Source organism: Shewanella sp. KJ2020 (genome assembly GCF_024197625.1).
Classification (GTDB): Bacteria; Pseudomonadota; Gammaproteobacteria; order Enterobacterales; family Shewanellaceae; genus Shewanella.
Genome location: NZ_JAKUKD010000028.1, coordinates 54,520 through 66,890, shown reverse-complemented (window position 1 = coordinate 66,890; position 12,371 = coordinate 54,520). Strand labels below are relative to the sequence as shown.

The window sequence follows — 12,371 nt, the reverse complement described above, 5'->3', positions numbered from 1 at the left end:
ATCACCCTTAGATAGGCAAAAGTGTGATGCTAAGTAAAACCCTCGCCAACAACGCCATCGCTTAAGATCATAAAATATCGCTAAGCGAGCCTAGGGCGGCGATCTCCATATGGGGCAAAAGTGCCGCTATTGGTAATGACTCAAGTTGACCAAAACTGGGATTCAGCCACACCGACTGACAGCCAGCTAAACGCGCCCCCCGCACATCGGCATTCAGACTATCGCCAACGTGCAACAGTTGTTCCGGCCGAATGCCTAAGCGAACACAGGCGAGGTCAAACATATCCTTAGCAGGCTTCATGCGCACACCGTTTCCTGGGTGCAGAACAAACTCGAACGCATCACCGAGGCCAATACGCTCGGCGTCCACATTGCCATTGGTAATGCCGACCAGTCTAAAACGCTGCGACAAGTGCCTAAGTAACGAGAGCACTTCGCTTGATACCTGAAAATGGCTACGATGAAAGTAAAAACACGCTAACCCTTCTGCCGCGCCGCGCTCGGCCTCAGCCGCACTATAACCCAGTTGCAGTAATCCTTGGCGTAACGTCGCTATCCTTGCCGCCGTTGTATCATGGGCTAATTCGGGCATTTGCTGTAAAAGCAGCAGTTTTAACCGCCGCCAATCCTGGGATTGCCATGCCGCGGTGAGGGGAAAGGAACGATGCAAAAACTGAGTTAACTCGGCTTCTGCATTCAAAATATAGGGTTGGTTGTTGTACAAGGTATCGTCGAGATCGAAACTGATCGCGTGGATATTTTGGGGTCTAAGGTAACAACGCATTATTTATCCTGTGTTTTTTTCGCTCTAGGATGGGCGCTATCATACACCTTAGCTAAGTGTTGGAAATCTAAACTGGTATAAATTTGCGTGGTCGCAAGGTTTGCATGACCCAATAATTCCTGTACCGCCCGCAAATCGGCGCTCGCTTCTAACATGTGAGTGGCAAAGGAGTGGCGTAGTTTATGGGGATGCACTCGCACCGACAATGCCTGTTCTTGGCCCCATTTTGTCATCCGCGCCTGAATACTACGATGGGATAAACGCCGACCCTTTTCGGTCACAAACAGGGCGTTATCTTCACAGGGGATTTGCCTTCGACAGGTGAGCCAAGCTTCCAACGCCTTAATGGCATAACTGCCGACTGGCACAATTCGCTCTTTATTGCCTTTACCTAATACCCGCACTTCCCTTAACTCATAATGCACACTGGTTAAATCGAGTGCCGCAAGCTCAGCCAAACGCAGGCCACTGGAATAAAACAGCTCCATGATGGCTTTATCACGCAGACTCAAGGGATCTGTGCCTTCAATTTCCAGCAAATGGCTTAGGGAATCAATATCGATATTCTTCGGCAGCGGTTTAGCCTGTTTAGGCGCACTTAAGCCTTTGGCGGGATTAAGGGCTATCACACCTTCGCGCAGCAGAAATTCGCCCCATTGCTTAATCGCGGATAAACACAATGAGAGAGAGCGCGGGCTTAACCCCTTGCGGTGCAACTTGGCGAGCACTTGTTGCCAGTGTTCCCGCGTCACATTGAGCAGATCAATGCCATCCGGCAGCAATACATTGGCGCGATGTAACTCGTAGAGATAATTGCGCACTGTATGATCGGATAACTGCCGCTCTGAATGTAAATAACGCTCAAAGGATTGCAGGTAGTTGGCACAGGGATCCGCCACCTTAGGATCCGATATATCGCTCGCTGGTGCACTCATATCGGGCTCCTTAATCGGTGGGAATTGAGTATTAACTCGATAATAATCAAAGCTTAGCTAACATATGCGCCAGCAAACGCCGTAACTGTTCCAGTAGCATGTTATCCATATCGGGGTGAAAATGGGTCGCATCTTGGCTGGCGATGGCAAAGATGACGGGGATCTCTTCGGCTAACTTGACTAAGGCAACTGAGCCCACTTCTGCGCCAAATAAGCGTTTAGCTTCCTGTTGTGTCACGCGGCCAAAATAGTGACCTTTACGCAAGCGTTGCTCCCAAATCGCTTTCATATCAAGGTCGACATCGAGCACACTAATAAGGCGCACATGGGTAAAATGGAACTGATCCTTCAAACTGTCGGCTAAAACCTCTTTAAGCGACACCAGATCGGCACAATTGAGCAACTTAAAAGAAAGCTCAGAGTTAAACAGATAAATTTTTTCGTTACGCGCCGCCATTGCCAACAGATGAGTGATTTCTTCCTCGAGCTGACCCACTCGCTGGCGCAACAACTCCTGTCGCCTCTCAACCAGAGAAATAGCGCCACGTTCCAGATGGGGCAAACGCATCGCTAACAACAGCTCGGGATAACGATTAAAAAAGTCAGGATTATCGAGCAGATACTCGCGAATGATGAGTTCATCGAAGGGCGCATCTGTCCGTGGCATAAGGGGCTCTGTCATAACTGAATTTGTCCGTCGTAAACATGCTGCGCGGGCCCCGTCATCCACAGGGGTTTACCCTCGCCCTCCCAATTGATGGTTAAGGTACCACCGGGTAAATCCACTTGCACTTGTTGATCCAGTTTCCCTTGAACTTGCCCGACAACCACGGCGGCACAGGCGCCCGTACCACAGGCTAAGGTTTCGGCCGCACCGCGCTCATACACCCTCAGCTTGATATGGCCAGAGTTCACCACTTGCATAAACCCGACATTCACTCCGCGCGGAAAACGCTCATGTTTGGTCAGCAGAGCGCCAATTTCGGCAACGTTAGCATTGGCAACATCTTCCACATCGAGCACACAGTGAGGGTTGCCCATGGAAGCCGCGCCACATAAAAAAGTTTGTTGGGGGGTTTGCAGCAAATAGGTCTTTTCCGCTTTTTTAGCTTTAAAGGGGATTTGGCTGGGTTCGAGAATGGGCACGCCCATATTGACGGTTACAGTGCCATCACGTTCCAAACGCAGCGTCATTTTACCCGATGAGGTACTAACCCGAATTTTATTCTTGTTTGTCAGCCCCTTATTACGTACAAAACGGGCGAAACAACGGGCACCATTACCGCAATTTTCCACTTCCCCGCCATCAGCATTGAAGATGCGATAGTGAAAATCTAAATCGGGATCATAGGGCGGTTCGACCAAGAGCAACTGGTCAAAACCGATACCAAAGTTACGATCGGCTAAACGGCGGATCTGCTCAGGCGAAAAGAACACGTTCTGCGTGATCCCATCGACCACCATAAAATCGTTGCCCAGTCCGTGCATCTTAGTGAATTGGATCAAGATACTTATCCTTTAAGCCGAGGCGCCGCCCATAACATATGAAACCAAGCGCCTGAATCAATATAATTTTTCTAGTTTACGGCAGGAGTTGCTCACCTTGCCAGAGCTGAGACAGTTTTTCTCGCTCACGCACTAGATAAGCCTTGTCGCCATCGACCATCACTTCGGCGGCCCGAGGACGGGTATTGTAGTTCGACGCCATCGCAAAACCGTAGGCACCACTCGAGCGTACCGCCAGTAAATCCCCCGCCGCTACCGCTAACTGGCGGTCTTTGCCGAGGAAGTCACCAGTCTCACACACTGGCCCAACAATATCAAAGGCATAGGTTTGCTCATCCCTTGGATTAACGGGAATAATATTTTGCCATGCGCTGTAGAGTGCAGGGCGGATTAAGTCGTTCATCGCGCCATCGACAATCGCAAAACGCTTGTCGCTGTTCTCTTTAAGATAGAGCACCTCTGTGACAAAAATCCCCGCGTTGGCGGCAATCGCACGGCCAGGTTCGAAGATGAGCTTGAGCTTACGATCACCTAAACGCGCAAGCAGAGCGGCGGCATACACATCGGGGTGCGGCGGCGTTTCAGCATCATAGGTCACACCTAAACCACCACCAACATCGAAATGCTCAATCACTATGCCCTGCTCGGCTAAGCGGTCGATCAGGGCTAACATCCTATCCATGGCATCGAGGAAAGGTTGAATTTCAGTCAGTTGCGAGCCGATATGGCAATCGACCCCCTTCACCTGTAAATGCGGTAGCGCATGGGCTCGGGCGAAGACGGTTTCAGCCTCATCCATAGCAATACCGAATTTGTTTTCTTTAAGACCGGTCGAAATATAGGGGTGGGTTCCCGCATCTACATCGGGATTAACTCGCAGTGACACTGGCGCCACTTTACCTAAACGGCCGGCAACCAAATTTAACTGCTCAAGCTCAGCACTCGATTCGACGTTAAAACAGTAAATACCCAGATTAAGCGCCTGTTCCATCTCGGCAACGGTTTTTCCCACGCCCGAGAACACCACTTTATCGGAGGAGCCACCCGCTTCAATCACTCGCGCTAACTCACCACCGGAAACGATATCAAACCCACTGCCTAAGCGGGCTAGCACATTAAGTACGGCCAAATTCGAATTGGCTTTAACCGCATAACAAATCAAATGGGGGTGATCTGCAACGGCATTGTCGAAGGCATGCCAATGGCGCTCAAGCGTCGCACGGGAATAGACATACAGTGGCGTGCCATAGGTCTGGGCCAAATCGTTCACTCTACAGCCTTCAGCATGCAGGGTATTATTGTGGTAGAGAAAGTGATCCAATGTCCGGTTCCTTACTGCGCTTTATTGTCGTGTTGATTATTCTAATGAGCGGTGATTATTGTGTTTTTTCCGCTTCGATGGCTTTAATTTCAGAGTTGATCTTTTCAGCCTCAGGCACTGTCTTAGACACTTCAGCTTTGGTCGCTTGACTCGCCTCAACGGAAGGTGATTTATACAGTGGCCCTTTTTGGCCGCATGCCGTAATGAATAGGCTACCAAGCATTAACAATAAAAACAGTCTCATTTTTCTCAACATCTGTGCATCTGGTGACTAATGGCCTTATAATCGCACCCATCTTGACGAAAGCAAAGGACAGAAATGCATGGCCATGACAGATAAAGAATTTCACCAGCTCGCCGATGACATGTTCCAAGCCATAGAGAATGCCATTGAAACCGCGATTGATGAGCAAGATGCCGACGTCGACATCGATGCTAGCGGCAACGTACTGCAATTAGAATTTGTGGATGGCTCTAAGATAGTGATCAACAAGCAAGAACCTTTGCATGAGATCTGGGTTGCCACCCGTTTTGGTGGATATCACTTTGGTTTTGTCGATGGGAAATGGTTAGATGGACGCAACGGCGGAGAGTTTATGCCATTCGTGCAAGAGTCTATCCAGCGTCAGGGCGGTATTCTACTTAGCTTCTAGTCCTTGCAACGCAAAATAAATAGGGAAGCCTTAGCTTCCCTATTTATATCAACATTCCTTGTTATCATCCGTTGTTATCAAGCGTTATAAGAGCGTTCAAGAACCGTTATTCACAATAAATATTATTAAAACTCAAGATCTTGATCGGCAACATCGATACCGAAGGGCGTCACAGTTAACTCGCCCGCCACCCGTACCAGATGGAAAAACTGCGGAATATTAAATCGCGCATTAGAAGCATAATGTTCCCCAAACACATAGTGATGGCTGACTTTATTCACTAGCTCGGCCATGTTCGATCCCGCCTGTACATAGTGGCTCAGGTGATTTTCCTCATCGAGAATAAACACATCTAAGTTATCCACCCTTTGACGTAGAAAATATTGGATAGACCCCTTAGCCGCATAATTCTGCACCACTTTAGGCATACTCGAAAAAGGATCATCCCCCAGCTCTGGCCGTGGCAGTTGTACTAAATGGCTACGGGATAACTGTTGATAGAAAGATTTTGCATCGCTTAAATCTTGATACGCCATCCCCAATGGATTGAAGAAAATGCCATAACGGGTGTGACTTATCTGCAGCGGCTGTACTAAAGTGCTCGATTGCTGCGCCTGCTGACATAAACGCATCGTTTGCATAAGCAGATTTTTTACCGCTAATTTAAGTTGAGGACGTAATTTTTGTGAGCAGCTGATCACATCCATATCGACGGGCAAAGTCGCACGCCTTAATCCTGGCGTAACAAAGGCTAAGGCTTGTAATACCGCGGTTTCACCTTCAAAGCGATGACATTGCCACTCACCCCAACTATTTAGGCATATCGCATCTATGGCGCCGAGCATATTCTCCTTCTTACGCCCAAGGGAAAATACGTTCGCGTTCATCATATCGACCGTCATTTCCTGCCCTTGCCATTGGGTGGTGGGATCATTGTCTAGGTTTAGCACAAAGATCAGCTTTCTGAAATGCCAAGGTTGGCATAGGTCTCGCTTGGACACTCGCCAATCATGGTCGATAAAATTCAATAGTCGCTTAGAGGCCTCGGTAAGGCGTTTCGACTGCACCTTGCCCCGTCCTAACTCATACCATTTAGTATCCGGGGTGGAAACACCATTTAAGCAAGCCCAAATCATTAATGCCGAAGGTGTTTTACCTTTGCATATGGCAGATTCGCCCAATAGGTTTTGTGGCTTTGGCGCTTGTCTGTACAGGTAATATTGATTCTCACGGCTGCTTGAGACCATAGTCAGTTCCGATTCGGCAACGGAACGACTCCAGAGTAAATTCAGCTTAGAGATTTGATCTTCATCTTGGGTAAAATAGGTGTGCAGTTTGCGGGTGAGCATCCCCAACTCTTCGACACGCAATCCCTCATTTAGCTCGTGGGTCGATGCAAATCGCAATAGCGTTTGGTAGCTCGCCAATAACAACTCATTCAATTGATCGTTAAACCAATTGAGTTGGCCGCTATGCCAATGTTCACAGTCGTCTAAGGTGCGGATCAAACTCTCGGGCCATTGCCAATCCTGCACTAGCTTTTGTAATTTGGCATAGCGCCAATCTTTGCCCTGATCTGGCCGACTTAAAAATACCCCGCATTTTAAATAAAAGCAGCGACGCGCAATCTCGAGCCGACGAGTATCATTTTGCTTTAACAGGTAGGCCTCAATGACTTCATAGATGGAGTAATAGGCATCATTTGCGGTTGAAAAGTCCCCGGCGAGCGTTTTTTGCCATAGGCGATCGCAGAGCAATTGCGAATGGGGGTATTCACTGGCATAGGCCTCGAGTAACAATACTTTAATCAAGGCCTTGTGTGGCTTATCAAGGCCTTTGTAGAGCAGCCATAACGAGGCGCCAAAATACTCACTTGCGGGTAATTCATGCACATTCCCCAGATACAAGAGATCAGGATTTAATTTAGCATCTGGCCACCAAGCAACAGCTTTACCCGCCAAGCGAATTTGACTACGGTAAAACTCCTCCAGCAACAGCCAATGCTGCGCACTACCACTGTGCTCGTGGGCCATGGAAGATTGGCATCCATTACGCCCCTGGCCGCCACTAAACTGCTGCGAATGCACTAAATAGAAGTTAACCTCAAACTGATATTCGGCAAACCATGCGGTTAATCTATTGGCTTTAGTACGAATTAAGGCTAAATCCCTATCGCACAAATCGGCACTATATACCAGCCACACATCAACATCGCTCTTAGTATTCTGGCCAAAGCTGGCGGTACTTCCCATGGCATAAACGCCTTCGAAGGCACACACATCAGGCTCTCTAGACAGAAATGGCAGCTTAACAACATCACAGGCCTGCGACTCAAGCACACCCGCTGAATATTCCTTAATACCACAGGGAGTATTGGGAGAATGATACCCAGGATACTGAACGCTGTTCTGGTGGATCAGAAAGGGAATTAAATGGAATAAATGCTTTTGTAACGGCGACAGCAAAGCCAAAGCTCGCGCGATGCGAACCTTATTAAGTCTTTCTGCAATATCAGGAAATAGGCCTTGCTGATCCATCCTAGAACACAACGCTTAAATACTTATGAGAAGTGTGCTCATGTTAACACTTTTGCAAACTCAAGCAACCAAACGTGAACCGCGTCACACTTTATGGCTATTTATAACACAGCCAACTTCAAAGAATCGATATCACTTCCTTACATTCACGAATAGCCAATGTTAGCATTGGCGCAACTAAGATCTTTGATGGAAACTAGGCATGTCTGAGAACCGCATACGTATCGCAACCCGCAAGAGTCCGCTGGCCATGTGGCAAGCTGAATTTGTTAAAGCCGAATTAGAACGCATTCACCCCGGTATTGTGGTGGAGTTGCTGCCAATGAGCACTAAGGGCGACGTGATTTTAGATACGCCGCTAGCAAAAGTAGGCGGTAAAGGTTTATTCGTCAAAGAGCTTGAAGTCGCCATGCTAGAAGACCAAGCCGATATCGCAGTGCACTCCATGAAAGACGTGCCAGTGGATTTCCCCGAAGGCTTAGGTCTTGAGGTGATCTGCGAACGTGAAGATCCCCGTGATGCCTTTGTGTCGAATTTATATAAATCGATCAGCGAATTACCATTAGGCGCAACCGTGGGCACCTCGAGCCTACGCCGTCAATGTCAGCTGCGCGCATCACGCCCCGACCTCATTATTAAAGATCTACGCGGCAACGTAGGCACACGTTTAGCTAAGCTTGATAACGGCGAATACGATGCCATTATTCTTGCCGCTGCCGGCTTAATCCGCCTGAAATTATCTGAGCGTATCGCCAGCTTTATTTCGGCCGAAGAATCCTTACCCGCCAACGGCCAAGGCGCTGTCGGTATCGAATGTCGCACTAACGATGAACGCGTTAAAGCGCTACTGGCACCATTAGAACATTTAGAAACGCGCTACCGTGTTATTGCCGAGCGTGCAATGAACACGCGCCTCGAAGGCGGCTGCCAAGTACCCATTGGCGCCTTTGCTGAAATCCATGGTGATGAGATGACGTTACGCGGCCTAGTCGGTAACCCCGATGGCAGTGAAATCATCGAAGGCGTGATCACAGGTCCTAAGATCGAAGCCACGCAATTAGGTGTTGCCCTTGCCGAAGAGTTACTGAGCAAAGGTGCAAAAGGCATTCTCGACGCTGTTTACGCTAAAGCCTAAGTCAATGAAAGTCTTACTGACGCGCCCCGAGGGGCGCAATCAGTCCATGGTCGATGCCTTGAATGAGCGAGGCATTAGCCATTGGGTCACACCTCTGTTGTGTGTCGAAGCTACGCCCCCTATCGCACCAAATACTCCGCATCCCTTGGCGCAGGCCGATATGATTATCTGCATCAGCGCCAATGCGGTGACTTTTGCTGATAACGCCTTAACAGCCGCGAATTCTCCCATCAAAGGCTGGCCACAAATTCAATACTTCGCCGTTGGGCATGCAACTTGGGAAGCATTAACTCAGCTCGGCATTTCGGCCCTCGAAGCCCCAGATGATTGCCAGCAGACCGAAGGGCTACTCACACTCGCGCCACTGCAAGATATTAACGCTAAGCAGATTACCATCATACGTGGCGTCGGTGGCCGCGAAGCGCTTGCCGAACAACTGACAGAGCGCGGTGCAGATGTACGCTATTGGGAAGTGTATCAACGGGCCTGCCCACCGCTCGATGGACAACACTTAGTACAACAATGGCAAGCCTTTGGGATAGACACTATTGTGGTGACCAGTGGTGAAGTGCTGGATAACCTGATTAATCTAGTGCCAAAAGAGTTATTTGCATGGCTGCGCTCATGTCATATCATAGTCCCAAGTAACCGAGTAGAAGCTCAAGCTCACGCCTTTGGTATAACCCAAGTCACCAATGCCAATGCCGCCAACAGCAAAGCCGTGCTAAACGCCCTTAAACTCTAAGCGCTATTTAGCCCGATTTTACTCGAATTTCGGCAGTAGCATGTTTTCAAGGACTGTTAAATGGATAACAACAAGCACGACGCAAAGAGCCCAGAATCAGAGGCTACCGCTATTATTGTGTCACCGGAAACGACCGATGACACGCCCACAACTCCAGCGTCATCTACCGAACCCAAAACAGCTAAAGCCACACAATCAACCGCATCGAGCCCAACGTCAGCCGCCAATAGAAGCTCGTGGGCGATTCGCTTTGGGGTGTTATTAGCGCTCGGTTTAACCGTTTGCACCCTTGGCGGCGGTTTTGTACTGTACCAACAGCTACAACAGCAACTGCTCGTTCAGGATGCGAAAAATATTGCCCTGCAGGATCAATTACAACAAGCACTATTGCAGCCAAATCAACGTATTGGCCAGCTTGAACAGCAACAACTGAACGATGCCAAAACATATCAAGAATTAGCAAAACTGGCCGAAGACCAACATCAGCTACAAGATAGGCTCAATAAACTCGCCCAGCGCAGCCCAACCCATTGGATGGCCTCAGAAGCCGAATATCTGGTGAATATGGCGGGCCGTAAACTTTGGTTAGAAAAAGATCCCCGTACCGCCACCGATCTATTAAAGTCCGCGGATGAAACCATCGCCGCGATGAACAATCCCGCTTTGTTGCCTATTCGTAAGGCGTTAGCGAAAGATATTGCTGCCACGGCCAGCATTAAAACCACGGATATTGATGGCAGTGTATTGGCCCTCGACGCTCTGATTGAACAACTCGATAAATTGCCGCTTAATCGTGCCGATGCTGAAGCCGATGCCCCTGAAGAAACAAACATTACAGGCGATTTGAATGACTGGCAGAGCAACTTAGGCAAGACGTGGAAAGCGTTAACCCAAGATTTTATCACCATACGCCACAGAACCGCCGATGCGCCCGCATTGCTCGCACCGGAACAGCAATGGTATTTGGTGGAAAATATTCGTCATAAACTGCTGCAATCCCAACTTGCGTTATATCGCTATGACAGAGCGGCCTATCACCAATCATTGATGATGGCACGCAAATGGATCCAAACCTACTTCGATACCCAGGACCATAAAACGGTCGAAGCCATCGCCGAAATCGATAAACTAGCCACAGTTGTGCTCGACCCCATTACCCTGAAATCCTTTGCCGCAAAACCTCTGCTATTACAGCTGACAAGTTATGGTGAGCTGACCTCATCAGAGGATGCGCCACTATGATCAAGATATTAATTTTCTTAGGGATTGTGCTAATAGGGCTCTGTATCAGCCCTTGGCTGGTTGGCAATACAGGTTATGTGTATATTGCGGCGGGAGATTATCAGATAGAGACCAGTTTAGTCTTTGGGATCATAGCCTTAATTGTATTTTATGCCGTGTTTCAAGTGATCGAATGGCTCGTGATTACTGCCATTAATCTGATGCTGCGCAGCCGTTTTATCCCTTACCATTGGCGCCGCCGCTCAGCCAAAAAGCATACCTTAATGGGTGCGCTCGCTCTGGCTGAAGAAGATTGGCCGGCAGCAGAACGCGCTATGATAAAGGGCGCAGATAACGGCGAACTCCCCGCCGTTAACTTACTGGCGGCGGCCCGCGCTGCCCAGTATCAAAATAAAATAGCCGAGCGTGATCAATATCTTGACCGGGCAGCTACGCAACCCCTTGCCGCAAATGCTGTCGCAACGACCCGCACTCGATACCTCTTAAAACAAGGGGAATTAGCCCTAGCACGTACCGAGTTGGATAAATTAGCCCCGACAAGTAAGAGCAAGGCTCCGGTGCTCAAACTCGCCTTAGAGTTATATCGAGCCCAAGAGGATTGGGATGCACTTAAGCTATTGTTGCCTATTTTAAAGAAGCGCCAAATCCTCAATGATAACCAGTTAAATGAACTCGAATTAGCAACAAACAGTGCCTTACTCAAAGCCGCTGCTATCAAAGGTGAAGAAGCCTTAGAACAGTGCTGGCAATGGTTATCGCGTAGCGAACGCAATCAGTCTGAGTATCTGGCGATTTATGCCATAGGGTTGTGCCGTTTTAATCGCAAAGATCAAGCGCTGAAACTGCTCTCTAAGAAGTTACGAACGTCCCCCGAGTCAGCACTTTTACAAGTCATCCCCGAGATAGTAACTGCCCAAGATATTGAAATTCGCAAACAGTTACTGAAACATGAAGTGACCCACGAGAATAATGCTGACTACCAGATGTGTCTCGCCAAGCTATATCAGCAAACGCGAGATATGAAAGAAGCCAAAACCTGCTGGCAAAATGTGTGTCGGCTCGAGCCCACAAAAGCCTCTTGGTTAGCACTAGCTCGTATTCAAGAGCAACTAGGCGAACAAGGTCACGCTAATCAAAGTTATCGCCAAGCGGTTAATGTGTAGCTCTATACAATCAGCCCAATTATACAATCAGCCAATATAGACGCCGTGGTTTGCATAAGCAGATTACGGCGTTTCGCCATAACATCACTCGTAAACGATTGACTCATCCTGTGTGGAGGGCTCCTCACCCACAATTTTTTACCTTTCACTAAAGTTTTTATCTAGGCTCCAAGATTATTTTGTTATAAACATGTTTCCATATAGAGTTGATATACACTAAATAGAGTTAGTTTTATTTATTAAGGCACTACATCTAGTTAGCCCTCACAAAAATGTCAGTTTTACGTACTGCACCCCATAAAATCCAGTCATAGCAAGCCATACAGCTGCGTCAAAAAATTGACTTACCA

12 protein-coding genes are annotated in these 12,371 nt (G+C 48.4%); 5 read left to right on the top strand and 7 right to left on the bottom strand.

The window, feature by feature from the left end; all coding sequences use genetic code 11:
• Window positions 1-67: 67 nt before the first annotated feature.
• The 6 genes from MJO46_RS14930 to MJO46_RS14905 all read right to left on the bottom strand — a co-directional run bounded on the left by MJO46_RS14930 (window position 68) and on the right by MJO46_RS14905 (window position 4,802).
• Complete coding sequence (locus MJO46_RS14930) at window positions 68-784, bottom strand: HAD-IA family hydrolase (RefSeq protein WP_253989988.1); 717 nt, start codon at window positions 782-784, stop codon at window positions 68-70.
• The gene (gene xerC, locus MJO46_RS14925; RefSeq protein WP_253989987.1) at window positions 784-1,719 is read right to left on the bottom strand and encodes a tyrosine recombinase XerC; all 936 of its coding nucleotides are present in this window, start codon (window positions 1,717-1,719) and stop codon (window positions 784-786) included. The genes MJO46_RS14930 and xerC overlap by 1 nt, the downstream gene beginning before the upstream one ends.
• Before the next feature lie 46 nt (window positions 1,720-1,765).
• A complete protein-coding gene (locus MJO46_RS14920; protein WP_253989986.1) occupies window positions 1,766-2,401 on the bottom strand; it encodes a DUF484 family protein in 636 nt (211 codons plus the stop codon).
• Window positions 2,398-3,225, bottom strand: coding sequence for a diaminopimelate epimerase (dapF, locus tag MJO46_RS14915; protein ID WP_253989985.1), 828 nt, complete (start codon window positions 3,223-3,225; stop codon window positions 2,398-2,400). The genes MJO46_RS14920 and dapF overlap by 4 nt, the downstream gene beginning before the upstream one ends.
• Before the next feature lie 76 nt (window positions 3,226-3,301).
• Window positions 3,302-4,546: a diaminopimelate decarboxylase gene (lysA, locus tag MJO46_RS14910; RefSeq protein WP_253989984.1), complete on the bottom strand. Its 1,245-nt coding sequence runs from the start codon at window positions 4,544-4,546 to the stop codon at window positions 3,302-3,304.
• Window positions 4,547-4,601: 55 nt separating this feature from the next.
• Entirely contained in the window at window positions 4,602-4,802 is a 201-nt protein-coding gene (locus MJO46_RS14905) for a lipoprotein (RefSeq protein ID WP_253989983.1), read from the bottom strand.
• 67 nt (window positions 4,803-4,869) lie between these two features.
• Between MJO46_RS14905 and cyaY the strand changes: the two genes are divergently transcribed.
• Window positions 4,870-5,199, top strand: coding sequence for an iron donor protein CyaY (gene cyaY, locus MJO46_RS14900; protein WP_253989982.1), 330 nt, complete (start codon window positions 4,870-4,872; stop codon window positions 5,197-5,199).
• Between the two features lie 125 nt (window positions 5,200-5,324).
• Here cyaY and MJO46_RS14895 read toward each other — a convergent pair whose 3' ends face one another.
• Window positions 5,325-7,736 carry a class I adenylate cyclase gene (locus MJO46_RS14895; protein ID WP_253989981.1) on the bottom strand — a complete coding sequence of 804 codons (2,412 nt, stop codon included), beginning with the start codon at window positions 7,734-7,736 and terminating at the stop codon, window positions 5,325-5,327.
• A gap of 202 nt (window positions 7,737-7,938) precedes the next feature.
• Between MJO46_RS14895 and hemC the strand changes: the two genes are divergently transcribed.
• The 4 genes from hemC to MJO46_RS14875 are packed head-to-tail and all read left to right on the top strand — an operon-like array spanning window position 7,939 to window position 12,021.
• Window positions 7,939-8,871, top strand: a complete 933-nt coding sequence (gene hemC / locus MJO46_RS14890) for a hydroxymethylbilane synthase (RefSeq protein ID WP_253989980.1) — start codon at window positions 7,939-7,941, stop codon at window positions 8,869-8,871.
• A 4-nt stretch (window positions 8,872-8,875) separates the two neighbouring features.
• A complete protein-coding gene (locus tag MJO46_RS14885; RefSeq protein ID WP_253989979.1) occupies window positions 8,876-9,616 on the top strand; it encodes a uroporphyrinogen-III synthase in 741 nt (246 codons plus the stop codon).
• 60 nt (window positions 9,617-9,676) lie between these two features.
• Window positions 9,677-10,858 carry a uroporphyrinogen-III C-methyltransferase gene (locus MJO46_RS14880; protein ID WP_253989978.1) on the top strand — a complete coding sequence of 394 codons (1,182 nt, stop codon included), beginning with the start codon at window positions 9,677-9,679 and terminating at the stop codon, window positions 10,856-10,858.
• Entirely contained in the window at window positions 10,855-12,021 is a 1,167-nt protein-coding gene (locus MJO46_RS14875; protein ID WP_253989977.1) for a heme biosynthesis HemY N-terminal domain-containing protein, read from the top strand. Before MJO46_RS14880 ends, MJO46_RS14875 begins: the two co-directional genes overlap by 4 nt.
• Window positions 12,022-12,371 lie beyond the last annotated feature (350 nt).

Coding starts and splice junctions, on each gene's coding strand:
- MJO46_RS14920 (WP_253989986.1), bottom strand. CDS start 2,401: ATGACAGAGCCCCTTATGCCACGGACAGATGCGCCCTTCGATGAACTC.
- cyaY (WP_253989982.1), top strand. CDS start 4,870: ATGGCCATGACAGATAAAGAATTTCACCAGCTCGCCGATGACATGTTC.
- MJO46_RS14895 (WP_253989981.1), bottom strand. CDS start 7,736: ATGGATCAGCAAGGCCTATTTCCTGATATTGCAGAAAGACTTAATAAG.
- MJO46_RS14880 (WP_253989978.1), top strand. CDS start 9,677: ATGGATAACAACAAGCACGACGCAAAGAGCCCAGAATCAGAGGCTACC.
- MJO46_RS14905 (WP_253989983.1), bottom strand. CDS start 4,802: ATGTTGAGAAAAATGAGACTGTTTTTATTGTTAATGCTTGGTAGCCTA.
- xerC (WP_253989987.1), bottom strand. CDS start 1,719: ATGAGTGCACCAGCGAGCGATATATCGGATCCTAAGGTGGCGGATCCC.
- MJO46_RS14875 (WP_253989977.1), top strand. CDS start 10,855: ATGATCAAGATATTAATTTTCTTAGGGATTGTGCTAATAGGGCTCTGT.
- hemC (WP_253989980.1), top strand. CDS start 7,939: ATGTCTGAGAACCGCATACGTATCGCAACCCGCAAGAGTCCGCTGGCC.
- MJO46_RS14885 (WP_253989979.1), top strand. CDS start 8,876: ATGAAAGTCTTACTGACGCGCCCCGAGGGGCGCAATCAGTCCATGGTC.
- MJO46_RS14930 (WP_253989988.1), bottom strand. CDS start 784: ATGCGTTGTTACCTTAGACCCCAAAATATCCACGCGATCAGTTTCGAT.